Origin of the sequence: Streptomyces sp. NA04227 (assembly GCF_013364195.1) — a bacterium.
In the GTDB taxonomy this organism is placed as follows: Bacteria; Actinomycetota; Actinomycetes; order Streptomycetales; family Streptomycetaceae; genus Streptomyces.
On sequence record NZ_CP054918.1, the window covers coordinates 6,439,338 to 6,461,692 of the forward strand.

At 71.4% G+C, this 22,355-nt stretch carries 18 protein-coding genes; 6 read left to right on the top strand and 12 right to left on the bottom strand.

Features of this window, described 5'->3' with window-relative positions:
• The first annotated feature begins 1 nt into the window (after position 1).
• Positions 2 to 1,411: a HAMP domain-containing sensor histidine kinase gene (locus HUT18_RS27380; protein WP_176103194.1), complete on the top strand. Its 1,410-nt coding sequence runs from the start codon at positions 2 to 4 to the stop codon at positions 1,409 to 1,411.
• 127 nt (positions 1,412 to 1,538) lie between these two features.
• Here the strand turns inward: HUT18_RS27380 and HUT18_RS27385 are convergent, their stop codons facing one another.
• The 6 genes from HUT18_RS27385 to HUT18_RS27410 all read right to left on the bottom strand — a co-directional run bounded on the left by HUT18_RS27385 (position 1,539) and on the right by HUT18_RS27410 (position 11,262).
• Complete coding sequence (locus HUT18_RS27385) at positions 1,539 to 4,577, bottom strand: glycoside hydrolase family 38 C-terminal domain-containing protein (RefSeq protein WP_176103195.1); 3,039 nt, start codon at positions 4,575 to 4,577, stop codon at positions 1,539 to 1,541.
• Between the two features lie 48 nt (positions 4,578 to 4,625).
• Positions 4,626 to 6,722, bottom strand: a complete 2,097-nt coding sequence (locus tag HUT18_RS27390; RefSeq protein ID WP_254878834.1) for an endo-beta-N-acetylglucosaminidase — start codon at positions 6,720 to 6,722, stop codon at positions 4,626 to 4,628.
• 23 nt (positions 6,723 to 6,745) lie between these two features.
• On the bottom strand, positions 6,746 to 8,005 hold the full coding sequence (locus tag HUT18_RS27395) for a glycosyl hydrolase (RefSeq protein WP_176103197.1): 1,260 nt from the start codon (positions 8,003 to 8,005) through the stop codon (positions 6,746 to 6,748).
• A 73-nt stretch (positions 8,006 to 8,078) separates the two neighbouring features.
• Positions 8,079 to 8,990 carry a carbohydrate ABC transporter permease gene (locus tag HUT18_RS27400; RefSeq protein ID WP_176103198.1) on the bottom strand — a complete coding sequence of 304 codons (912 nt, stop codon included), beginning with the start codon at positions 8,988 to 8,990 and terminating at the stop codon, positions 8,079 to 8,081.
• Entirely contained in the window at positions 8,987 to 9,973 is a 987-nt protein-coding gene (locus tag HUT18_RS27405) for a carbohydrate ABC transporter permease (RefSeq protein ID WP_176103199.1), read from the bottom strand. Before HUT18_RS27405 ends, HUT18_RS27400 begins: the two co-directional genes overlap by 4 nt.
• Positions 9,970 to 11,262, bottom strand: a complete 1,293-nt coding sequence (locus HUT18_RS27410) for an ABC transporter substrate-binding protein (RefSeq protein WP_176103200.1) — start codon at positions 11,260 to 11,262, stop codon at positions 9,970 to 9,972. Before HUT18_RS27410 ends, HUT18_RS27405 begins: the two co-directional genes overlap by 4 nt.
• Before the next feature lie 640 nt (positions 11,263 to 11,902).
• Here HUT18_RS27410 and HUT18_RS27415 point away from each other — a divergent pair.
• Complete coding sequence (locus tag HUT18_RS27415) at positions 11,903 to 12,994, top strand: LacI family DNA-binding transcriptional regulator (RefSeq protein ID WP_176103201.1); 1,092 nt, start codon at positions 11,903 to 11,905, stop codon at positions 12,992 to 12,994.
• Here the strand turns inward: HUT18_RS27415 and HUT18_RS27420 are convergent.
• The 5 genes from HUT18_RS27420 to rpmF form a co-directional block, all read right to left on the bottom strand.
• Positions 12,984 to 13,988: a TAXI family TRAP transporter solute-binding subunit gene (locus tag HUT18_RS27420; protein ID WP_176103202.1), complete on the bottom strand. Its 1,005-nt coding sequence runs from the start codon at positions 13,986 to 13,988 to the stop codon at positions 12,984 to 12,986. The genes HUT18_RS27415 and HUT18_RS27420 overlap by 11 nt on opposite strands.
• 87 nt (positions 13,989 to 14,075) lie before the next feature.
• Positions 14,076 to 15,017: an alpha/beta hydrolase family protein gene (locus HUT18_RS27425; protein WP_176103203.1), complete on the bottom strand. Its 942-nt coding sequence runs from the start codon at positions 15,015 to 15,017 to the stop codon at positions 14,076 to 14,078.
• 179 nt (positions 15,018 to 15,196) lie between these two features.
• Positions 15,197 to 16,000 carry an SAM-dependent methyltransferase gene (locus HUT18_RS27430; RefSeq protein ID WP_176103204.1) on the bottom strand — a complete coding sequence of 268 codons (804 nt, stop codon included), beginning with the start codon at positions 15,998 to 16,000 and terminating at the stop codon, positions 15,197 to 15,199.
• A 65-nt stretch (positions 16,001 to 16,065) separates the two neighbouring features.
• Positions 16,066 to 17,202 (bottom strand): GTP-binding protein, encoded by a 1,137-nt coding sequence (locus HUT18_RS27435; protein WP_176103205.1) that lies wholly within the window; start codon positions 17,200 to 17,202, stop codon positions 16,066 to 16,068.
• A gap of 5 nt (positions 17,203 to 17,207) precedes the next feature.
• Positions 17,208 to 17,378, bottom strand: a complete 171-nt coding sequence (gene rpmF, locus HUT18_RS27440) for a 50S ribosomal protein L32 (protein ID WP_176103206.1) — start codon at positions 17,376 to 17,378, stop codon at positions 17,208 to 17,210.
• Positions 17,379 to 17,676: 298 nt separating this feature from the next.
• Here rpmF and HUT18_RS27445 point away from each other — a divergent pair, with 298 nt between their 5' ends.
• Together HUT18_RS27445 and HUT18_RS27450 are read left to right on the top strand one after the other, a co-directional pair.
• Positions 17,677 to 18,624 carry a permease gene (locus tag HUT18_RS27445; RefSeq protein ID WP_254879104.1) on the top strand — a complete coding sequence of 316 codons (948 nt, stop codon included), beginning with the start codon at positions 17,677 to 17,679 and terminating at the stop codon, positions 18,622 to 18,624.
• Positions 18,621 to 19,451, top strand: a complete 831-nt coding sequence (locus tag HUT18_RS27450) for a TIGR03943 family protein (protein WP_176103208.1) — start codon at positions 18,621 to 18,623, stop codon at positions 19,449 to 19,451. The genes HUT18_RS27445 and HUT18_RS27450 overlap by 4 nt, the downstream gene beginning before the upstream one ends.
• A gap of 79 nt (positions 19,452 to 19,530) precedes the next feature.
• Here the strand turns inward: HUT18_RS27450 and HUT18_RS27455 are convergent, their stop codons facing one another.
• Positions 19,531 to 20,145 carry a TetR/AcrR family transcriptional regulator gene (locus tag HUT18_RS27455; RefSeq protein ID WP_176103209.1) on the bottom strand — a complete coding sequence of 205 codons (615 nt, stop codon included), beginning with the start codon at positions 20,143 to 20,145 and terminating at the stop codon, positions 19,531 to 19,533.
• A gap of 141 nt (positions 20,146 to 20,286) precedes the next feature.
• Here HUT18_RS27455 and HUT18_RS27460 point away from each other — a divergent pair, with 141 nt between their 5' ends.
• Together HUT18_RS27460 and HUT18_RS27465 are read left to right on the top strand one after the other, a co-directional pair.
• On the top strand, positions 20,287 to 21,432 hold the full coding sequence (locus HUT18_RS27460; protein ID WP_176103210.1) for an acyl-CoA dehydrogenase family protein: 1,146 nt from the start codon (positions 20,287 to 20,289) through the stop codon (positions 21,430 to 21,432).
• 49 nt (positions 21,433 to 21,481) lie between these two features.
• Entirely contained in the window at positions 21,482 to 22,243 is a 762-nt protein-coding gene (locus HUT18_RS27465) for an SDR family NAD(P)-dependent oxidoreductase (protein ID WP_176103211.1), read from the top strand.
• Positions 22,244 to 22,355: the final 112 nt, after the last annotated feature.

Here is a 22,355-nt window from a genome sequence, read left to right on the forward strand (position 1 = left end):
TGTGCACTCTCGTCTGCTGCCGCTGCTCATCGTCCTCATGGCGGGCGTGCTTCTCGCGCTCGGCTTTCCGCTGGCGGTGAGCGTGGCCGCCGCCGAGCAGCAGAAGGTCGTCGTCGACCGGATCGACGACACGGCCCGGTTCGCCTCGCTCGCGCAGTACGTCACCCAGCGCTCGACCGGCTCGCGCCGCACCGTCAAGGACGAGCGCCAGGAGACCCTGGAGCACGAACTCGACCGCTACCACGAGGTGTACGGGATCAGGGCGGGCGTCTTCTACCGCGACGACGAGCCCATGGCGCACGCCCCGCAGTCCTGGTACCTGCCCGCGCGGGGCGCCGAGCGGAAGGCGTTCCAGGAGGCGCTCCTTTCGCGGCCCGGGCACGACCCGGCGCAGGTCTGGCCCTGGCAGCGCGGCGGACGGCTGATCGTCGCCTCGCCGGTGGTACGGGACGGGGACGTGGTGGCCGTGGTGGTCACCGACTCGCCGACCGGTCAGATGCGCTCCAGGACCCTGCGCACCTGGCTGCTCATCTGCCTGGGCGAGGGCGCCGCGATGCTGCTCGCCGTCGGTGCCGCGCTGCGGCTGACCGGCTGGGTGCTGCGGCCGGTACGGGTACTCGACGCGACCACCCACGACATCGCCACCGGACGGCTGAAGTCGCGCGTCGCCGAGACCGGCGGGCCGCCCGAACTGCGGCGCCTGGCACAGTCGTTCAACGAGATGGCGGACAACGTCGAGGAGGTGCTCGAACAGCAGCGGGCCTTCGTCGCCGACGCCTCGCACCAGCTGCGCAATCCGCTGGCCGCCCTGCTGTTGCGCATCGAGCTGCTTGCCCTCGAACTGCCCGAGGGCAACGAGGAGATCGCCTCCGTACGCACCGAGGGCAAGCGTCTGGCCCAGGTTCTCGACGACCTCCTCGACCTCGCCCTCGCCGAGCACGCGGACGCCGACCTGGGACTGACCGACCTCGGCGAACTGGCCGCCGAACGCGTCGCCTCCTGGCGCGCGACCGCCGAGGCCAAGGGCGTACGCCTGACCGGCCACTGCCCCGCCCTGACCGCCTGGGCCGACCCGGTGGCCGTCTCCAGCGCCCTGGACGCCGTGATCGACAACGCCGTCAAGTTCACCCCGGAAGGCGGCGAGGTACGCGTCCTGGTCGCCGTGGAGGGCGAGCGCGCCGTGGTCCGGGTGCTCGACGAGGGGCCCGGCCTCACCGAGGAGGAGCTCTCCCGTATCGGCGACCGCTTCTGGCGCAGCAACCGGCACCAGAACATCAAGGGGTCGGGCCTGGGCCTGTCCATCACCCGGGCGCTGCTCGCGGCGGGCGACGGCACCCTCTCGTACGCGCACCGCGATCCGCACGGTCTCGAGGCCAGCGTCTCGCTGCCGCGCAGTTCGCCGCAGCCCTGACCGTTTCCCGGTGGAACCGAACTGGCCGTCGCAGGGCGGGAGTTGGGCCCGTACGGCCGCGAGTGCGGCTCATACGCGACGGCCGGGCCCCGCTCAGGGACCCGGCCGCCATGAGTGCTGTACGTACTCAGCCGCTCACGGCCAAGCGCAGTGTCACCAGCTGGAACGGGCGCAGCGCAAGCGCCACCGCACCGTCCTCGACGACGAACCGGGGCCCGTCCGCGAGTTCGCGCTCAAGGAGATCGGTCGCGACGACGGAGGCGGCCGGGAAGCCGAGGCGCAGCTTGGTCCGGGCGCGGCCGCCGGTCGCCTCGTAGAGCCGGACGACTACGTCGCCCGAGCCGTCGTCGGCGAGTTTGACCGCGCTGACGACCACCGCGTCGTCCTCGGTCCACGCCAGCGGGGAGACCGCGCCCGAGCCAGGTACGCGCCGCTCCGGCAGGTTGATGCGGTAGCCCTCGCGGACCGCGTCGGTGATCGAGGCGCCGGGGACCAGGGAGTGGCGGAAGCGGTGCACGCCCTGGTCGGTCTCGGGGTCGGGGAAGCGGGGGGCGCGCAGCAGGGAGACGCGGACCGTGGTGGTGGTGCCGGAGTCCTCCGGGCGGACGGTGCGGGTGACGTCGTGTCCGTAGGTGGAGTCGTTGACCAGGGCGACGCCGAAACCGGGCTCGGCGAAGTGGACGAAGCGGTGCTGGCAGGCCTCGAACTTGGCCGCCTCCCAGCTGGTGTTGGTGTGGGTGGGCCGGTACAGGTGGCCGAACTGGGTCTCGGCGGCGTACCGGTCGGTGTGCAGGTCGAGCGGGAACGCCGCCTTGAGGAACTTCTCGGTCTCGTGCCAGTCGACCTCGGTGTCGATGTCGAGCCGTGCGCTGTCGGCGGCCAGCCGCAGGACCTGGGTGACGCGCGAGGAGCCGAAGGAGCGGGTCACGGTGACGGCCGCGGCGCCCGGTTCCTCGGCGACGGTCACGGAGTCCGCCTCGGTGAGGTCGGTGACGACGTTGCGGTAGAACTCGTCGACGTCCCAGGCGTCCCACATGTTCGGGAAGTCGGGGTGGAGCTGGAGCAGGTTGGCCGCCCGTCCCGGCGCGATCGTCTCCCGGTCGGCGCGGATGTCGTACACGGAGACGACGAGCCCGCGCGTGTCGATGGCCACCCGCAGCAGGCCGTTGTCGAGGCCGTGGCCGCCGTCGGGGAGCGAGGTGACGGTGACGGTGCCCTCGGCGCTGGCCGCGGGTGCGGCGCCGCCCGCGAGGGCACCGGCGCGCGAGTGCGGGGCCGCGTTGAACACCAGCTCCGCACCCGGCTGCGCGGGCTCGCCGGCCAGCGCGCGCTGGGCGCCGTCGATGATCGCGTTCAGTTCCCCGGCCAGGCGCTGATAGGTGGCGCGGGCTTCACGGTGCACCCAGGCGATGGACGAGCCGGGCAGGATGTCGTGGAACTGGTGCAGCAGTACGGTCTTCCAGATCCGGTCCAACTCCTCGTAGGGGTACGGGAATTGGCTGCGTACGGCGGCGGTGGCGGCCCAGAGTTCGGCCTCGCGCAGCAGGTGTTCGCTGCGGCGGTTGCCCTGCTTGGTCTGGGCCTGGCTGGTGAGGGTGGCGCGGTGCAGCTCCAGGTAGAGCTCGCCCGCCCAGACCGGCGGTTCGGCGTATTCGGCCTCGGCCTTGGCGAAGAAGGCGGCCGGGGACTCCCACTCGACGGTGGGGGAGCCCTCCAGGTTCGCGAGCCGCCGTGACTTGGCGACCATCTCCCGGGTGGTGCCGCCGCCCCCGTCGCCCCAGCCGGTGGGGGCGAGCGAGTGCCGGGCCTTGCCCTTGTCCTTGAAGTTCGTCGCGGCGTGGGCGATTTCGCGGCCGAGCATCGAGCAGTTGTAGGTGTCGACGGGCGGGAAGTGGGTGAAGATCCGGGTGCCGTCGATGCCCTCCCACTGGAAGGTGTGGTGCGGGAACTTGTTGATCTGCGACCAGGAGATCTTCTGGGTCAGCAGCCACTTCGCCCCGGCCGCCTTGATGATCTGCGGAAGTCCGGCCGCGAAGCCGAAGGTGTCCGGCAGCCAGGCCTCGTCGTTCTCGATGCCGAACTCGTCGAGGAAGAAGCGCTTGCCGTGCACGAACTGGCGGGCCATGGCCTCCGAGCCCGGCATGTTGGTGTCGGACTCGACCCACATGCCGCCCGCGGGCACGAACCGGCCCTCCGCGACGGCCTTCTTGACCTTGGCGTAGACCTCGGGCCGGTGCTCCTTGATCCACGCGAACTGCTGCGCCTGCGACATGGCGAACACGAACTCGGGCTCGTCCTCCAGGAGCGCGGTCATGTTCGCGGTGGTGCGGGCGACCTTGCGGACGGTCTCGCGCAGCGGCCACAGCCAGGCGGAGTCGATGTGGGCGTGGCCGACCGCGCTGATGCGGTGCGCGGAGGCGTCCGCGGGCGAGGACAGCACCTCGGTGAGGCGGGCGCGGGCCGCGGCCGCCGTGCCCGGCACGTCCTGGAGGTCGACCGCGTCAAGCGCGCGGCCGAGCGCACGCAGCAGATCGGCCCGGCGCCCGCTGTCCAGGGGCAGTTCGTGCATCAGCTCACCGGCCACCTCCAGATCCATCACCAGCTCCCAGACCTCGGTCTCGAAGACGGCCAGATCCATCCGTGCGAGGCGGTACTGCGGCTCGCTGCCCGCGGTGTCCTTGTCGCCGAGCCGAGTGGGCAGGAAGGGGTGGTAGTCGAGGATGACCGGATTGGACGCCGCCTCCAGGCGCCACTCGACCCGCTCGCCGCCGGCCACCGGAGCGCCCACCCGTACCCACTGGTTGCGCGGGTTGAGGCCCTTCACCGGCTCGCCGTCCGGGGTGTAGACGAGCGCTTCGCACTGGAAGCCCGGCATCTTCTCGTCGAAGCCGAGGTCGAGCACCGCCTCCACGGTGCGGCCCGCCCATTCCTCGGGAACGGTGCCGGTCACCTTGAACCAGGTGGTGGCCCACGGAGCCCCCCACGCGTCGCCGACCGCGACCGGTGTGTGCGCGGCCGCGAGACCTTCGGCCACCGGCACCGGCTCGCCGGGGGCGACCCAGGCCTCCACGGTCAGCGGCACCGAGTGCGAGTAGACGGCGGGGAGGATGCGCTCCTTGAGGACGCGCTGCAGACGGGCCTCGATCAGGCCGCGGTCGTCATGCATGGGGAACTCCGTGTTCTGTGGTGACGGTGCGGGCGGGTGCCGGGTGGACTACCAGGGATGCTCGACGGTTACGGGAGAGGACGCGCTGTACAACTCGCCCACCGCGCGCAGTTCGAAACGGGCGGCGGGTTCGTTTCCGTCACGTGTCGCCCCCTTCACGTAGTACGCCGACTGCGCGGTCCCGCCGAGGAAGCGCCGGGTCCCGTCGGACAGCAGACGGTGCAGCTCGTAATGGCGTACGCCGTCACCGGCCGGGTCCCAGGCGAAGCGGAACCGGCCGTCCGTGCCGCTGCGGGTCACGCGCAGCGCGCGGGGCGCGGGCATCTCGGGGGCGCCGTCGCGCACCGCGAGCGCGCCCAGGCGCCAGGACACCTTCGCCTCCTTGCCGGTCAGGCGTACGGCGAGCCCGTGCACGGTGCCGGTACCGAGCGAGGACAGCTTCACCGTCGCCGTCGACCAGTCGCCCCGGGTGACGGTCTGCACCGGAAGGAAGCTGTACGCGAGCGGGGCGCCCGGCTCCTGTGGCGGGCGCAGGGCCACACCCAGTTCCACGGTGACCTCGCCCGCGTCCGCCCGGTGGGTCAGCTCCACCGTTGTCGCAGGCCCCAACGGCAGCCTGGTGGCGTGCAGTTCGACCGTGGTGGACCGCAGCGCGCCGTCCACGAGCAGGCTGCTGCCGCCGCGCCAGGCGGCGGCGAAGTCCAGGGTGACCGCGGGGCGTTCGCCCTCGGTGCGCACCACCCAGCGGCGGCCCGGCAGCACGTCCTGGAGCCCGAGATGGTTCCATGCGGCCTCGCTGCCGACCTCGCCGTTCTCGTACCAGCGCAGCCCGTGCCCGGTGTTGAAGGTGGTCGCGAACGGCAGGGCGGTCACCGTCGACCGGTCGGCGACCACGGCCGCCGCGGCCCGCCAACTGCCGCCCGGCTCGGCCGGATCCAGCGACTCGCCGGTCCAGAAGCGGTCGTCGGCGGCGTGGAACTGCCCCGGCGTCCGCTCCTTGGGCAGATGGTGCAGCGTCCACTCGGGCCGGTAGAAGCCGTACGAGGTGGTGTGCGGGCGATCCGCCGGGAAGAGGGCGTCCCAGTCGACCCGGGTGTCCCAGCCGTTGGACTCGACGTCGATGCCCGCCCACAGCTCGTACGGGCTGCGGCCGAGCTTGGCCGCCAGGTCGGCCGAGCCGGACAACAGCCCCAAGTTCCAGCGGAAGTTGAGGAACACGGTGTCGGCGACCTTGCCGTCCGCGCCGTGGAAGAACTGCTGGTTGTGCTCGTTGAGGGCGTTCTGCCAGGAGATGGCCCCGCTCTTGTCCATGGCGTCGTACCAGGTGATGCGCAGACCCTCGGCCTCGCCGAGGGTGCGCAGCGCGCGCAGGAAGTCCCGCATACGGGTGGCGAGTTCACTGTCGCCGCCCTCGGTCTCGACGTTCAGGAACCATCCGTCGAAGCCGTAGGTGGTGGCGACCTGGACGAGCTTGGCGGCCAGCGGGAAGTCGCCGTGCGCGTCCCGCTGCACCAGGTCGCGGGTCCACTCGATACGTCCGTCGAATGCGGTGGGCGGCAGGAAGACGGTGCCGAGGACCGGGACGCCGTTGCGGTGCGCGGCGTCCACCACCGGTGCGTTCGGGGCGAGGATCAGGCCCTCGCCGGAGGAGCCGCCCCAGAAGACCAGCTCGTCCCAGTAGGCCCAGTGGGTGGGCGCGTAGAAGTCGGCGGTCGGGCCGCCCTGCGAGGGGTTGGCGGCGGTGGGCCCGAAGGAGACCAGTGCGCTCACCCGGGCCTGGTCCGTGCGGGCCGAGGTGTTGACGGGCACCGGTGTGAACCGCTCGGCCAGCGGGACCGAGGCGGTGTTGAAGGCGAGGTCCGGGTCCTTGTCGGGGGACCACTTCCTGAGCGAGCGCCAGGTGATGCCGTCGCCGGGCGTGCCGGACGGCAGCGAGTCGGGGTACCAGTACGAGGCGTAGGGCTGGAGGTTGTCGGCGGCCGGTTTCCCGGTAGCCCCGCGAGAGGTGGCGGCCTGTGCGAACGGGGTGCCGAGCAGCGCGGCGGCGGCGCTCGCGCCGAGCAGGACGGTGCGGCGGCTGGGTGGGGTGTGCCGGGTGGGTTGGTGGGAGGTGCGCCGGGTGGGGTGGTGGGAGGTGTCGGACACGGACGGCTCCTTCGGCATCGGTATCAGTCGACCTCGTGCGGGCGGATCACTTCGGTGAGGCCGCGGGACGCCAAGTGGGCGGTGTCCTCGGCGAGTTCGGACAGGACCACGGCGGGGCGCACACCCTGTGCGGCCAGCGCCGCCCAGGCCTCGAAGAAGGTCCCGCCGGGTGCGCAGTGGGCGCGGGAGGGGGCGGCCACGGTGTCTCCCACGTCCAGTACGAGAGCCGTGGTGCGGGGCGCGGGGGCGTGGACGGTGCCCCGCCGGTCCTTCACGATCCGGGCGATGGCCTCCCCGGCGGGCTTGACCGTACGGTCGTTGGCGAGCAGCCCGAGGCTGTACTCCAGCAACGGGAAGTCGGCCAGCTGGGGCGCGACGTCGTGGGAGCACCACCAGGTCACGCCCCAGACGTCCGTGCAGTCCAGGGCGGCCGCGACGGTCGCCTCGGTGAACCGCGCGGCCCCGGCGGCTGGGATGTGCGGCTGCGGGGCGCCGACCTCCTGGAGCCACACCGGCCGGTGCGGATCGGTGTGCCAGGCGCGGGCGAGCTCGATCAGATAGGCCGCGTGCTGTTCGGTGGCCGTCGCGGTGGCGCCGTGCCGCTGCGCGGTGCCGTTGAACACCCAGGAGTGCACCGCCGTGGCCCCGCCGAGCCGGGCGGCCTGGGCCGGGGTGAACGGGTGCCCGTCCTGGTACCAGGCGGCGTCGTACTCGGCGTGCAGATGGAGCCTGCCGGGCGCGCCCCGTTCGCAGGCGGCGAGCATCCGGCGCAGCCAGGACTCGGCCTGTTCGTGGCCGATCCGGTCCGGGTCGGGATGCGGGCCGTCGGAGAACTGGTTGATCTCGTTGCCGAGGGTCATACCGAGGAAGTTCGGCCGGTCGGCCAGCGCGGCGGCCAGCGTGCGCAGGTACTCCTCCTGGCCCGAGAGCACGTCCGGGTCGGTGAAGAGGTTGCGCCGGTGCCAGGTTTGGGTCCAGGCGGGCAGGAAGTCGAAGCTGGACAGGTGGCCCTGGAGCCCGTCGACGTTGACGTCGAGTCCGCGCTCCGCGGCCGCGTCGGCGAGCTGGACCAACTGCTCGACGGCGCGCGGCCGGATCAGGGTGCGGTTGGGCTGGAACAGCGGCCACAGCGGGAAGACGCGGATGTGGTCCAGGCCGAGTCCGGCGATCGAGTCCAGGTCGGCGCGCACCTCGTCCAGGTCGAAGTCGAGCCAGTGGTGGAACCAGCCCTTGGTGGGCGTGTAGTTGGCGCCGAAGCGCGGGCTGCGGGCGGCGTCGGGCATGTGGGGTCCTCGCGCGGGGGAGCGGGATGGCGGGAAGGGCCGCGGGGCCGGGCGGGGCGGGGTCGTGGGCTGTTCAGCCCTTGACCGCGCCCTCGCCGACACCGCGGAAGAAGTAACGCTGGAGGCAGGCGAACAGCACGATCAGCGGGGCGACCGCGATGATCGTCCCGGCGGCGACGAGCCGCTGGTTGTCCGCGAACGCGCCGTGCAGATAGTCCAGGCCGATGGTCAGCGTGAACTTCTCCTGGTCGCTGAGGACGATCAACGGCCACAGGAAGTCGTCCCAGGCGCCCATGAAGGCGAAGATGGCGACGACCGCGAGGGTGCCCTTGACCGAGGGCAGCGCGACGTGCCAGAAGCGCTGCCAGGCGTTGGCGCCGTCGACGTACGCGGCCTCCTCCACCTCGTAGGGCAGGTTCGCGAAGGCGTTGCGCATCAGCAGGACGTTCATCGCGCCGATGCAGCCGGGCAGCACCACACCGATGAGGGTGTTGTTGAGCTGGAGTTCACGCATCGTCATGAACTGGGCGATGATGATCGACTCCACCGGCACCAGCATCGCCATCACAAAGGTCACCAGGGCGACCTTGCGGCCGCGAAAGCGCATCCGGGCCAGCGCGTATCCGGCGAGTGCCGAACCGACGCAGTTGGTCAGGACGTTGGTGACGGCGACCTTCAGCGAGTTCAGGGCGAAGTCCCAGACCGGGATGAGGTCGGCGACCTTGGCGTAGTTGTCGAGGGTCGGGTCGGAGGGCAGCAGCTGGGGGGTCTTGCTGTAGATGTCCTCGTTCGGGCCCTTGAGGGAGGTCGAGAGCTGCCACAGGAAGGGGCCGATCATCACGGCCAGGATCGCGAGCAGCAGCAGATAGCGCAGGACGAGCTGCCACAGCGGCAGCCGCCTGCCACCCGTGTCGCCGAACTCCTGTGCCCTGGCCGCCCGGCGGCGCGCCCTGCGCTCGGCCCGCGGCTCGGCGGCCGTACTCATGAGTCCTCCTTGCGGTTGGCCCGCAGCACGAGCAGCATCAGGCCGAGGGTGATCACGAAGACGACGACGGAGATGGCCGAGGCGTAGCCGACCCGGCCGCTGAGGCCGGTGCCGGTCTGCTTGACCAGCATCACCAGCGTGGTGTCGTCGCCGCCGGGGCCGCCGCCGGGCCCGGCCATCAGATACACCTCGGAGAAGACCTTGAACGCGGCCACCGAGGACAGCGCGCCGACGAGCACCATCGTGGAGCGCACGGCGGGCACCGTGACGGTGAAGAAGCGGCGGACGGCGCCCGCCCCGTCCACGGCGGCGGCCTCGTGCAGCTCACGCGGGACGTTGGCCAGCGCGGCCAGGTAAATGATCATGTAGTAGCCGAGGCCCTTCCAGACCGTGACGAGCATCGCCGAGACGAGCAGCAGCGTGGAGTCGCTGAGGAAGGGGATCCGGTCCAACCCCAGGCCCGTCACCATGGAGTTGACCAGCCCGCGGTCGTCCAGGAGCCAGACCCAGATGAGTCCGACGACCACGACCGAGGCGACGACGGGGGTGTAGAAGGCCGAGCGGAAGAAGGCGATGCCGGGGATCTTCCGGGCCACGAGCATCGCGAGCAGCAGGGGCAGGATCACCAGGAGCGGCACCACGCCGACCATGTACAGCAGGCTGTTGCGCAGCCCCGTCCAGAACTTGTCGTCGTGGATGAGCTCCTGGTAGTTGGCGCCGCCCACGTACTGCCCCTCGACCAGCGTGCGCCGGTCGGTGAACGAGTCCACCACCGTGGTCACGAAGGGGTAGAGGCTGAAGCCGCCGACGATGAGCAGCCCGGGGCCCAGGAACAGCCACGGGGTGCCGGGCAGATGCGTACGGACCTTGCGGTGCGGCCGGCCCCCGGGGGCCGGGCCCGCCGCGGCCCCCTTGGCGGGGCTCGCGGCGGGCCCGGCCACCGCGGCGGCGGTGGCCCGGTCGGTCACGGGGGACTCGCTCATGCCGTCTTCAGCAGCTTGTCGCACTCGGCCACGGCGGCGTCCAGCGCCTCCTTCGGGCTCTTCTTGCCCTGCATCGCCTTGGCGACCTCGTTGCGCAGGACCACCTTCATCTGCTCACTGAAGACCGCGGGCGTGTAGTTGACCGCCGTCTTGATCGCCTTCGCCGAGGCCACCTTCACCCGGCCCTCGTCGGTGCCGTCCTCCTTGGTGAAGAACGGGTCGTCCAGGGAGCCCTTGGTGGAGGGGAAGATGGTCACCTCCTTCGCGAAGCCCATCTGGTTCTCGGCGTTGGTGACGAAGTGCGCGAAGGCCACGGCGGCGGGCTTGACGTCGCTCTGCTTGTTGACCATGACGCCCATGACGTACATGTTGTCCTTGCCGGTGTTGCTCACCGCGGGCGTGATACCGATGTTCTTGTAGAGGCTCGGCGCCTCCTTCTTGTACTTCTCCAGGTCCAGCGCGCCGCCCGGGTTCATCGCCACGGACTGCTGCTTGAACTTGCGCCCGGTGGCCTCCGCCTGGTTGGTCAGTGCCTGCGAGTCCAGCGCCCCGGCGTCGAACAACTTCTTGTACTGGGTGACGAGTTCGACGCCCTTCGGCTCGTTGAAGCTGAACCCGGAGCCGTCCTCCTTCATGAGCTTCACGCCGTAGCGGCCGAAGTCCTCGACGGCGGGTATGCCGCCGAGCATGGCGATCTTGCCCTTGCTCTCGTCGGCCATCTCCAAGGCGGCGTCGAAGAGTTCGTCGTAGGTCTTCGGCGGCTTCTCGGGGTCCAGGCCCGCGTCCTTGAACAGCCCCTTGTTGTAGAACATCGGGCCGGTGTTCAGGTACCACGGGAAGGCGTAGACACCGTCCATGCCGGGCAGTTCGTGGCTCTTCCAGGCGCCTTCGAGGTACTCGCCGCGGTACTTGCCCGCCGCCTTCTCCAGGTTCATCGCGAGTCCGGCCTTGGCCAGCGGGTGGACCAGGTCGGGCGAGACGTTGACGACGTCGGGGAGGTTCCCGGCCGCCGCGTCCGAACTGAGCTTGTCCGCATAGCCCTCGGCGGGCTGGTCGATCCAGTTGACCTTGGTCCCGGGGTACTTGTCCTCGAAGTCGTCGATCAACTTCTCGAAGTAGCCCTTGAAACCGGTCTTGAGGTTCCAGGTCTGGAAGTCGACCGTCCCCTCGATCTTGCCCTCGGCGCTGTCCGAGCCGCCCTCGTCGGACGAACCGCAGGCCGTGAGGACGAGCACTGAACTGAGCGCCACCGCGGTGGCGGCGACTGCACGACGACGGGACATACGCATGGGGGCGGCTCCCTGCTCGGACCGGAACTTTCGGGGAAATGGGGCGGGTGGAACACCTCTGCCGGGGCCTTCGGGTGGGCACCCGGGGGCCGGTGAGGGACGAAGCGGGCCACCGGTCGGCTGCCGTCCGGCAATTCACGAAACCCTGGTCCTCCTCGGCGAGGAGTCCGGTTTCCGGGTGCAGGTTTCGGTGGCGCGGCAGACGCTAGTAATGCGGTTTAGTAACTGTCAATAGCCCTGCGAAGAATGATCGGCACAAGGACCGTTGAACGGTAATGCGCGGCAGGCCGGACCGAGACCGCCGAGAGTGCCCGGAAAGGATCTTCTCGCAGGTGACAGGCTGGAGTTGAGACGCTCGGCCGCGCGCACGACGGCGGCCGCCCGGGCGGTTGACACTTTCCGGCTGCTGCGTAAGTCTGAACAGGTAATGCGGTTTAGTGGAGAGCGTCGAAGATGAGGGAGGGGTCGCCCCGGCAGGCACGCCGGACAGGACCGTCATTGCTGTTCCACAGGCCGCGGCGGTGTGGTTCCGCCACCCTGCGGCCGGAGGTAATTACGCAGGACGGGCGTACGTCGCGTACCGTCACCGACTGCACGAGACGGCAGCCACCCCCCGCCGTATCCACGAGGAGCCCACGAGATGACAGTCCCCGCCGGTGACGCGCCCCGGGCAACTCCCGCGCGCAGGCCGACGATCAAGGACATCGCGCGCCGGGCCGGGGTCTCCGAGAGCGCCGTCTCCTTCGCGCTCAACGGGCGCCCCGGTGTCTCCGAGGGCACCAGGGAACGCATCCGCCGGGTCGCTGCCGATCTCGGCTGGCAGCCCCACATCGCCGCCCGTGCCCTGTCCGGCGAACGCTGCGGCAGCGTCGGCCTGGTCCTCGCCCGGCCCGCGCACACCCTCGGCGTCGAGTCCTTCTTCCTGCAACTCGTCTCGGGCGTCCAGGAGGTGCTCGCCGCCCGCAACGTCGCGCTGCTGTTCCAGGTCGTCGAGGACACCGGCGCCGAGTGCGCGCTGCTCAGGCGCTGGTGGGCGGAGAAGCGGGTCGACGGGGTGCTCGTGGTCGACCCGCGCGCCGGGGACCCGCGCCCCGAACTGCTCGCCTCGCTCGGCCTGCCCGCCGTCATGGTCGGCGCCCCGGCTCCCGGCGAGGAGGTGGACCGGATCTCCACCGTGCGGGCCGACGACGCGGCCGCCATGTCCTCGGTCCTGGCCCATCTGCACGGCCTCGGACACCGGCACATCGTGCATGTCGCCGGTCTGCCGGGGCTCGCGCACACCGAGCGCCGCATCCGCTCGCTGCGCGCCGAGGCGGCCCGCCTCGATCTCACCGGCGCCCGCTCGGTCACCACGGACTACTCGGACGCCGAGGGCGCCGAGGTCACCCGGCGGCTGCTCGACGACCCCCGGCCGCCGACCGCGATCATCTACGACAACGACGTGATGGCCGTGGCAGGCGTCAATGTCGCGGCCGAGCGCGGCATCTCACTCCCCGCCGACCTGTCCGTGGTGGCCTGGGACGACTCGGCCCTGTGCCGGGTCACCCACCCCCGCCTGACCGCCCTGGTACGCGACACCCCCGCCTTCGGCAGACTCGCCGCACAGGAACTGCTCGACCGGCTCGACGGCGGCCCGGTCCGCAGCGTCCAGGCCGAACTCCCGCACCTGGAACCCCGCGAGAGCACCGCGCCGCCCAGGACGGACACCGCCCCGGCGGACGCTACGGCTTGACCGACCGGTAGTAGCGCCGCGCCCCCTCGTGCAGCGGCAGCGGATCGGTGTACGGCGCGGTCCTGAGGTCGACCAGCTGTGCCGCGTGGACCTCCGCACCGATCCGGTCACGGCTGTCGATCACGGTCCGGGTGAGCCCCCGGGTCAGCTCCGGGTCGGCCCGGTCGGTGGTGACCAGGAGGTTGGCCACCGAGACCGTGTCGACGGCGACGCCGTGCTGGGCCGCGGGGTAGGCGTCGGCGGGCATCACCGAGCCCCGGTAGTAGCGCGAGGCGCCGCCCTGTGCGTGCAGCTCGTCGACGAGGTCACCGAGCGGCACGAACTGGATCCGGAACCGTTCGGACAGCTCGCGGACCGCGTTCGTGGGCAGGCCGCCGGACCAGAAGAAGGCGTCGATCTCGCCCCTCTCCAGGGCGGCGGGTGTGGTGTCGATCGCCATCGGCCGGGCGTCGAGGTCCTTGCCCGCGTCGATGCCCGCCGCCTTCAGCACCCGCTCCGCGATCAGCCGTACGCCCGAGCCGACCTGGCCGACCGCGACCCGCTTGCCGCGCAGCCCGGCCACGGACTCGATCGTGGACGCGCGCGGCACGACGAGCTGGACGTAGTCGTCGTAGAGCCGGGCCAGCCCGCGCAGCCGGTCGGCGCCGGGGCCGCCGTCGCGCCGGTAGGTCTCCACCGCGTCGGCCGCCGCGATGGTGAAGTCGCTCTCGCCGGTGGCCACGCGCCGTACGTTCTGCTGGGAGCCCTCGCTGTTGATCATCCGCATGTCGAGGTCGGGCATGTCCTTGGCGGCGGCGGAGTCCAGGAGCTGGCCGTAGCGCTCGTAGACGCCCGAGGTCACCCCGGTGCTGAAGGACACCGAACCACTCGGCGACTCGTCGTCGCCCGGCCCCGCCGGGCCCAGCCACCACAGCAGCAGCCCGGCCACCACGAGGAGGGCGGCCGAGCCCAGCAGGAAACCGCGGCGCTTGCGGCGGGAGAGGGCCTGGAACATACGGGCGATCCTGCCATTTCCCCACCCCCGCGGGCCAGGCCGGTACGGCGGACCGCCCCGGCGCCCCCGGCCGCGCCCCGCACCCCCTCAGTCGAAGTGCGCCGCGAGAAAGTCCAGCGCCCCGGGCAGCCCGCTCGTCCAGTACTCCCAGTCGTGGGTCCCCTCCCGGGCCGTGAAGTGGTACGGGACCTTCTTCCGGGCCAGCGCGAGGTTCAGCCGCGCGTTGCCCTCGAAGAACTCGTCGTAGGACCCGCAGTCCAGGTAGTACGGGGTGCGCGCCAGCTCCGCCGCGGGTGTGCGCTCGATGGTGTCGAGCAGGCTCCAGTACCGGCACAGCGCGTTCAGGCGTGCCTCGCCCGCCAGGCCCTCGCCCCATGCGCGGGCGTAGCGGACCCGGTAGGCCTCCGCGTCCAGCGCGACGATCTGCGCGTCGGTGCGGTGCGCCGTGCTCAGCCCGAACGCCCCGGCGAACATGCCCTGGTGGCGCAGAGCGAAGGACAGCGCCCCGAAGCCGCCCATCGACAGACCCCCGATACCGCGCCGCCCGGGCCGTCCGCCCGCCCGGTAGCGGGACTCGATGTACGGCACGAACTCCTCGGTCACCATGTCCGCGTAGCGGTACGCGCCGTCCGCGTCGTTCATGTAGTACGTGAGCTGCTGGCCCTCCTTGGGCGCGTACGGGTCGCGCCAGGCGTCCGGGATCGCCACCACGGTCGGTGGTATCCGGCGCTGTGAAATCGCCCTGTCCAGCAGGTACTTGAGGTTCCCGTCGCGCAGCCAGGAGGTCCGGTCGTCGACGCCTCCGCCGTGCAGCAGGAAGAGCACCGGATGGGTGGTGCGCCCCTCGGGGCGCCAGCCCGGCGGCAGATAGAGCGCGTAGAGCACCTCCTTGCCGAGGATCCGGCTGTACGTCCGCAGGGTCTCCGCCGTCCAGCCGCCCCCGCCGTCCGCGCGGACGGGCGCCGCAGACCCCACGGCGAGGGCCGCGGAGGCGGTGGTCGAGGCGGTGAGCAGGGTGCGACGCTTCATCGGGTCTCCCTCGCCGAAGGGCTTCGCGGTGCACACGGGACCGGCCGGGCGTCGGCGTAGTGCACCGCCGCCGGGCCGGTACGGCGTGGATAGTGCCGCCACCCGTCGAAGTCAATGACCGTGCGGGCGGCTGCACTTGGGGCCGTTGACCCTCGTACCCGGTGCCCCGCTCCGCCCCGTCAGGGCTTGCGGCCGACCCCGCCGAAGCTGCTCACGACCGGGGGCTGAGAGCCGCCCGCCGCGTCGTCCGGCTCGGGCCGCCAGCGCGACACGGACACCAGGCCCGGTTCGAGGACCTCGAAGCCGTCGAAGAAGCGGGTGATCTGCGCCGGGGTCCGGTTGACCCGCGGATTGTCGCTGGCCTGGTTCCACTGCTCGACCATCGCCCGCATCGACTCGGGACGGAACTCCTCGGTGCTGTCGCAGAACACCAGGTGGCTTCCGGCGGGCAGCGCGTCCGTCAGCCGACGGACGATCCCGTACGCGCCGTCATCGGTGATGTGGGCGGCGATACCGAGCAGCATCAGCGCGACCGGCTGCCCGAAGTCCAGTGTCCTGGCGGCCTGTTGGAGGATGGATTCCGGGTCGCGCAGGTCGGCGTCGATGTAGTCGGTGGCGCCCTCGGGCGTACTGGTCAGCAGCGCGGTGGCGTGCGCGAGGACGATCGGGTCGTGGTCGACGTAGACGATCCGGGAGTCCGGGGCGATGCGCTGGGCGACCTCATGGGTGTTGGCGACCGTGGGCAGCCCGGTGCCGACGTCCAGGAACTGGCGGATCCCGGCCGAAGCCGTCAGATGGGTGACCGTGCGGGCCAGGAACGCCCGCTGGGCCCGGGCCACGTGCACGATCTCCGGGTTGACCCTGCGGATCTCCTCGCCGACCTGCTGATCGATCTCGTAGCAGTCCTTGCCGCCCAGCCAGTAGTTCCAGATCCGGGCGGAGTGCGGCACGCCGCTGGTGGTCACGGGAACGTCATGTGCCATGAGAACTCTCCGAGTTGGGCCGCCGGTGGGCACTCCAACTTAGCGGCAGTGGCGAGAGGTGGATCCTAGAGGTCGCACTCGCCGTGACTGCCCCACGCCGGGAACGGATCGGCCTCCGGCACGCTTTCGCCGGGTGTCAGCAGGCAGTCGGCGAGTTCCTCACGCAGGGCGTCGGCGCGCAACTCGGTGCCGATGAAGACCAGTTCCTGGCCGTGACAGCTCTCCTCGGTGCGGACCCCGGAGGGCTCGAAGCGGGCGACCGACCCGGCCTGGGACCACAGGCCGGTCACCCCGGGGCGGCTCGCCAGCCAGAAGAAGCCCTTGGAGCGCAGCACTCCGCCGAACTCGCCGCTGTCCAGCCGCTCGGTGACGAAGGTCCACAACCGGCCGGGGTGGAAGGGGAGTTCGGCACGGAAGACGGTCGAGGAGATGCGGTACTCCTCGGTCTCCGGCACATGGTCGCCGTTGAGCTCGCGCACCCAGCCCGGCGCGGTCTGCGCGCGCTCCAGGTCGAACAGGCCAGTGCCGAGGACCTCGGCGAGGTCGACCCGGCCGTGCGCGGCGGGCACCACGCGGGCGGCCGGGTTGAGGCGGCCGAGTGCGGCGGTCAGCCGCCGTGCCTCCCGCTCGCCGACCAGATCGGTCTTGTTGAGCACCAGCACGTCGGCGAACTCGATCTGGTCCATCAGCAGATCGCTGACGGTGCGCTCGTCGTCCTCGTACTGGTCCAGGCCGCGCTCGGCCAGTGCGTCGCCGCCGTCGAGTTCGGGCAGGAAGTTCACCGCGTCCACGACGGTCACCATGGTGTCGAGCCGGGCGACATCGCCGAGGCTCGCCCCGTCGTCGCGGGCGAAGGCGAAGGTCGCGGCCACCGGCATCGGCTCCGAGATTCCGCTGGACTCGATGAGCAGGTGGTCGAACCTGCCCTCGCCGGCGAGCCGGCCGACCTCTTCGAGGAGGTCGTCGCGCAACGTGCAGCAGATGCACCCGTTGGTCAACTCGACGAGCCGCTCCTCGGTGCGCGAGAGCGCAGCCCCGCCGCCGCGTACCAGGGCCGCGTCGATGTTGATCTCGCTCATGTCGTTCACGATCACGGCGACGCGCAGGCCCTCGCGGTTGGCCAGGACATGGTTGAGCAGGGTCGTCTTGCCCGCGCCGAGGAATCCGGACAGGACGGTGACAGGCAGCGGCAGCCGGTTCATCTCCGTCAGCCCTCGGGGTGCAGGAGCCCGCGCTCGTAGGCCTTGGCCAGGCGCTGCGGGACGAGGTACGAGACGCCCTCCACAGTGACGGGAACGAGCTGCGGCGTCGACGCCTTCCACTGGGCGCGGCGGTGACGGGTGTTGCTGCGGGACATCTTCCGTTTGGGAACGGCCATGGGAAACCTCCTGGTGAGCCGGGGTGTCACAGGCTATATGAAAATGGATCCCATTTCATCCTCGACTGCACGCACCACCGGTCGTAGATGAAAGTGATTGTCATGGCTAATGTGCTGCCTCGCTCGTCCGGCCATTTCCGGGCGAGGGCACGGAAAGCGCCCTGCGCGCCGTGCGTCGGACGGTTGCCGAGTCACGGACGATGGGCGGTCAGCGATGGTCGAGCAGACGGCAACGGCCGTGGGCCCACGGGGAGTTGGAACGAGCCCGCCCGAGGGCGAGCGGCCGCGCCCGGCCCGGGTGTCCCCGGTGCTCGTCCTCGTTCTCGGCGCCGTCGCGGTGGTACTGCTCGGTCCACTGGGGCTCCCGGGGGCCGACGGGCCCGCGTTCGCGGCCTGGCGGACACTGCTCGTGGCCATCGTGGTCCAGGGCATCCCCTTCCTGCTGCTCGGCACCGTGGTCTCGGCGGCGATCGGCGCGTTCGTACCGGAGCGGGTGTTCGCCCGTGCGCTGCCCAAGGACCCGAGGCTCGCCGTCCCGGTGGCCAGCGCGGCGGGAGTCGTCCTGCCCGGCTGTGAATGCGCCTCCGTACCGGTGGCGGGCAGCCTGATGCGCCGGGGTGTGGCACCGGCCGCCGCGCTGGCGTTCCTGCTGTCCGCGCCCGCCGTCAACCCGGTCGTCCTGGTCTCGACGGCCATCGCCTTCCCCGGCAGCCCGGAAATGGTGGCCGCCCGCCTGGTCGCCTCGCTGCTCACCTCCGTGATCATGGGCTGGCTGTGGATCAGGCTCGGGCGCGAGGAGTGGCTGCGGCTGCCGAAGCGGACCGCCGGTCACGCCCCCGGAGCGAGCAGGCTCACCGAGTTCCGGCGCGGGCTCCAGCACGACTTCCTGCACGCGGGCGGCTTTCTGGTGGTCGGCGGCGCCGCGGCGGCGACCTTCGCGATCGTCGTACCGCCCTCGGTGCTCGACCTGTTCACCGACTCGCCCTGGCTCTCGGTGCTGCTGCTCGCCCTGCTCGCGGTGGTGCTCTCGGTCTGCTCCGAGGCGGACGCCTTCGTCGCCGCCTCCTTCACCGGGTTCTCGCCCACCGCCCAACTGGCCTTCATGGTGGTCGGACCGATGGTCGACATGAAGCTGATCGCCCTCCAGACGGGGGCGTTCGGGCGGGAGTTCGCGGTCCGCTTCTCCAGTGCCACGTTCGTGGTGGCCGTCCTGTGCTGCGTGCTGATCTCGGGAGTCCTGCTGTGAAGAAGTCCGCCCAGCCCCTGCTCCTGGTCCTGATCGGCGTGGGCCTGCTGCGCATCACCGTCGGCAGCGACCTGTATCTGCGGTACGTCAAGGAAGGGCTCCGTATCCCGCTGGTCGTCTCGGGCCTGCTCCTTGTCCTGATCGGCCTCGCGGGCGCCGTCGCCGTCCTCGCCGACCGGTTGCGCGAGCCGGTCACCGAGGTGAGCCTGGACGCGAACGGGCAGGTGGTACGGCGTACTTCGCGGGACGCGCACGCTGAGCACGACGGGCACGACCACGACGGCCACGGGCACGGCGAAGGCGGTACCCGGGTGGTCTGGCTGCTCGCCGTCCCCGCGCTGACACTGCTCTTCCTCGCGCCCCCGGCCCTCGGCTCGTACACCGCCTCCCGGGACCGTGCGGCGCCCACGGTCGAGAAGGAGTCCTACGACGCGCTCGGCGAGGGGCCGGTCGCGCCCATGCGGATGGGCGAGTTCATCGGCCGCTCGGTCAACGAGCCGAAGAGCCTGGCCGGGCGCCGGGTCACGCTGATGGGCTTCGTCGTCCCGGGGGAGAAGCCCGGAACCTGGTACCTCAGCCGGATCACGGTCAAGTGCTGCGCCGCCGACGCCCGCACCATGCGGATCGAGGTGCACGGCGTGAAGGCCCCGCCCGCCGACACCTGGGCCCAGGTCACCGGAACCTGGCGCGACGCGACGGTCGACCCGGCCGACCCGCTGCCCGCGCTGGACGCCGACGGGATCCGCCGGGTGTCCGAGCCGCGCAGCCCGTACCGCGATCTCGCACCGGCGGCACCCGCCAAGTCGCCTTCTTCGAAGAAGAGTTGAGCGCAGCGGGGGCGCGCCGGCGCCCCCGCTGAACAGGGCCCGGCCAGGTCCGGGGCGGCAGTCGCCGGGCTTCCCCGGATCAGCTCTTGGTCAGGCCGTTCAGGAGCAGTTCCGCGAGGTGCTCGTACGCCTCCGCGTCCGCGAGACCCGTCGACGCCGCGACCCGGCGCTGCTGGATCCGCACCATCACCGAGCTGATGACATCCGCGGCGAACGGCACATGGACCTGTCGGAAGACGCCCGCCGCGACGCCCTCCTCGATGAGCTGCTGCACCCGCCCCGCCGCCGCGCGCGTATTGCGCTCGTAGACCTCCGCCGCGGGTTCGAAGGCGGCCACGTCGTCGAAGAACTGCGGTGACACCGGGGCCAGTTCGTCCGAGACCGCCCGCAGATAGGCGGCCAGGCGCCGGGCGGGCTCGGTCTCGGAGGCCAGTACCGACTCGACCCGCTTGGTCGCTCGCCGGAAGAAGTGCACCACCGCCGCCCTGACGAGCTGCTCCTTGCTGTCGGCGATTCCGTACAGCGTCCGCTTCGAGCAGTGCAGCCGGGCCGCGAGGTCGTCCAGGGTCAGCCGGGCGAAACCCTCACTCACCAGCAGGGTCACCAGTTCCTCGAAGAGGGCCGAGCGGCGCGCGGCGCCACGGCCCGTCGGCTTCGGGGCGCTGGTGTCGCCGGCGGCTGAGGTCGCGGTCATCCGCTCAGTATTCCAGTGCCGCAATCCAGTGCCGCCCCTCGGACCCACTGCGCCGGGTTCCCGTGCGTACACAAAAGGGCTACGCTTGACGGTACTGAGGTACCCCCCTCAGTACCGCTTCGAGTGTCACTTGGAGTCACCATGGCAGTCGACCGCCTGCTTCCCACCCCTGAGGCAGCGGACCTCATCGCCCTCACCCGGGAGATCGCCGACAAGGAACTCGCCCCCCTCGTCACCAAGCACGAGGCCAGCGAGACCTATCCCGAGGGCCTGTTCGCGAAGCTGGGCCGGGCCGGGCTGCTCGGTCTCGCCTATCCGGAGGAGTTCGGCGGCGGAGGCCAGCCCTACGAGGTCTACCTCCAGGTTCTCGAGGAGCTCGCGGCACGCTGGGCGGCCGTCGCCGTCGCCACCAGCGTGCACACCCTCGCCTGCCACCCGGTGAACGCGTTCGGCACCGACGCGCAGAAGGAGCGCTGGCTGCCCGGCATGCTCGCCGGTGAGCTGATCGGCGGCTACAGCCTCTCCGAGCCCCAGGCCGGCTCCGACGCCGCCGCCCTGACCTGCAAGGCGGAGCGCACCGAGGACGGCTCCGGCTACCGCGTCACCGGCAACAAGGCGTGGATCACGCACGGCGGCAAGGCCGACTTCTACGCGCTGTTCGCCCGTACCGCGCCCGGCAGCCACGGCATCTCCTGCTTCCTGGCACCCGGCGCCGCCGAGGGCCTGACCTTCGGCCGCCCCGAGGAGAAGATGGGCCTCCAGGCGGTGCCCACCACCTCCGCGCACTGGGACGGCGCGGTCATCGACGGCGACCGGCTGATCGGTGAGGAGGGCCAGGGTCTGCAGATCGCCTTCAGTGCCCTGGACAGCGGGCGGCTCGGCATCGCGGCCTGTGCCACCGGGCTCGCCCAGGCCGCACTCGACGCCGCCGTCGCCTACGCCAACGAGCGCACCACCTTCGGCCGCCGCATCATCGACCACCAGGGCCTCGGCTTCCTGCTCGCCGACATGGGCGCGGCGGTCGACTCGGCCCGGGCCACCTACCTGGACGCGGCCCGCCGCCGCGACCTCGGGCGCCCCTTCAGCCGTCAGGCCAGCGCCGCCAAGCTGATCGCCACCGACGCCGCGATGAAGGTGACCACCGACGCGGTCCAGGTCCTCGGCGGGTACGGCTACACCCGTGACTTCCCGCTGGAGCGCTATATGCGCGAGGCGAAGATCATGCAGATCTTCGAGGGCACCAACCAGATCCAGCGGCTCGTCATCAGCCGCCACCTCGCCGCCTGACCGACGTCGCCCGGCACCTTCGCCGATCCGATCACACCTACGGAGTCTCATGGACATCGCCGGATCCACCGCGCTCGTCACCGGCGCCGCCTCGGGCCTGGGCGCCGCCACCGCCGCGGCCCTCGCCGCCCGCGGCGCCACCGTCTACGGCCTGGACCTGGACAAGGCCGTCGCCGCGGCCGACCCCGGCCCCGAGGGCGTCACCCTGCTCCCCGCCGACGTCACCGACGAGGAGCAGGTCCGGGCTGCGCTCGCCCGGATCGACGCCGACGGCGCCCGGCTGCGGCTCGCCGTCAACTGCGCGGGCATCGCCCCGTCCGCCCGCATCCTGGGCCGGCGCGGCCCGCACGACCTCGACCTGTTCAAGGCGGTGCTCGAGGTCAACCTGGTGGGCACCTTCAATGTGATGCGCCTGGCGGCCCAGTCCATCGCCCGCCACGAACCGGACGACAACGGCCAGCGCGGCTGCGTCGTCAACACCGCCTCGATCGCCGCCTACGAGGGCCAGGTCGGCCAGATCGCGTACGCGGCCTCCAAGGCGGGCGTCGCCGGAATGACCGTCACGGCCGCCCGCGACCTCGCCCAGTACGGGATCCGTGTGGTCACCATCGCCCCGGGCATCGTCGACACCCCGATGATGGCCGGTTTCAGCGATGAGGTACGGACCGGTCTCGCCGAGGGCGTCACCTTCCCGAAGCGCCTGGCCCACCCCGACGAGTACGCCCGTCTGGTCACGATGATCGCCGAGCACGACTACCTCAACGGCGAGACGATCCGGATGGACGGCGCGCTGCGGATGAACGCCCGCTGAGCCGCGGTACTTCGGCGCACGACGGCCCGCCGCCGGTCCTGTACGGACCGGTCGGCGGGCCCGTCCGTTCCTGGGCTCGGCCCACGGACTCCCGGACTCGGCCGCCTGACTC

Excerpts from the sequence above, each read along its gene's own strand:
- HUT18_RS27385 (WP_176103195.1), bottom strand. The coding sequence starts at position 4,577 with ATGCATGACGACCGCGGCCTGATCGAGGCCCGTCTGCAGCGCGTCCTC.
- HUT18_RS27395 (WP_176103197.1), bottom strand. The coding sequence starts at position 8,005 with ATGCCCGACGCCGCCCGCAGCCCGCGCTTCGGCGCCAACTACACGCCC.
- HUT18_RS27400 (WP_176103198.1), bottom strand. The coding sequence starts at position 8,990 with ATGAGTACGGCCGCCGAGCCGCGGGCCGAGCGCAGGGCGCGCCGCCGG.
- HUT18_RS27405 (WP_176103199.1), bottom strand. The coding sequence starts at position 9,973 with ATGAGCGAGTCCCCCGTGACCGACCGGGCCACCGCCGCCGCGGTGGCC.
- HUT18_RS27410 (WP_176103200.1), bottom strand. The coding sequence starts at position 11,262 with ATGCGTATGTCCCGTCGTCGTGCAGTCGCCGCCACCGCGGTGGCGCTC.
- HUT18_RS27415 (WP_176103201.1), top strand. The coding sequence starts at position 11,903 with ATGACAGTCCCCGCCGGTGACGCGCCCCGGGCAACTCCCGCGCGCAGG.
- HUT18_RS27420 (WP_176103202.1), bottom strand. The coding sequence starts at position 13,988 with ATGTTCCAGGCCCTCTCCCGCCGCAAGCGCCGCGGTTTCCTGCTGGGC.
- HUT18_RS27425 (WP_176103203.1), bottom strand. The coding sequence starts at position 15,017 with ATGAAGCGTCGCACCCTGCTCACCGCCTCGACCACCGCCTCCGCGGCC.
- HUT18_RS27430 (WP_176103204.1), bottom strand. The coding sequence starts at position 16,000 with ATGGCACATGACGTTCCCGTGACCACCAGCGGCGTGCCGCACTCCGCC.
- HUT18_RS27435 (WP_176103205.1), bottom strand. The coding sequence starts at position 17,202 with ATGAACCGGCTGCCGCTGCCTGTCACCGTCCTGTCCGGATTCCTCGGC.
- rpmF (WP_176103206.1), bottom strand. The coding sequence starts at position 17,378 with ATGGCCGTTCCCAAACGGAAGATGTCCCGCAGCAACACCCGTCACCGC.
- HUT18_RS27455 (WP_176103209.1), bottom strand. The coding sequence starts at position 20,145 with ATGACCGCGACCTCAGCCGCCGGCGACACCAGCGCCCCGAAGCCGACG.
- HUT18_RS27460 (WP_176103210.1), top strand. The coding sequence starts at position 20,287 with ATGGCAGTCGACCGCCTGCTTCCCACCCCTGAGGCAGCGGACCTCATC.
- HUT18_RS27465 (WP_176103211.1), top strand. The coding sequence starts at position 21,482 with ATGGACATCGCCGGATCCACCGCGCTCGTCACCGGCGCCGCCTCGGGC.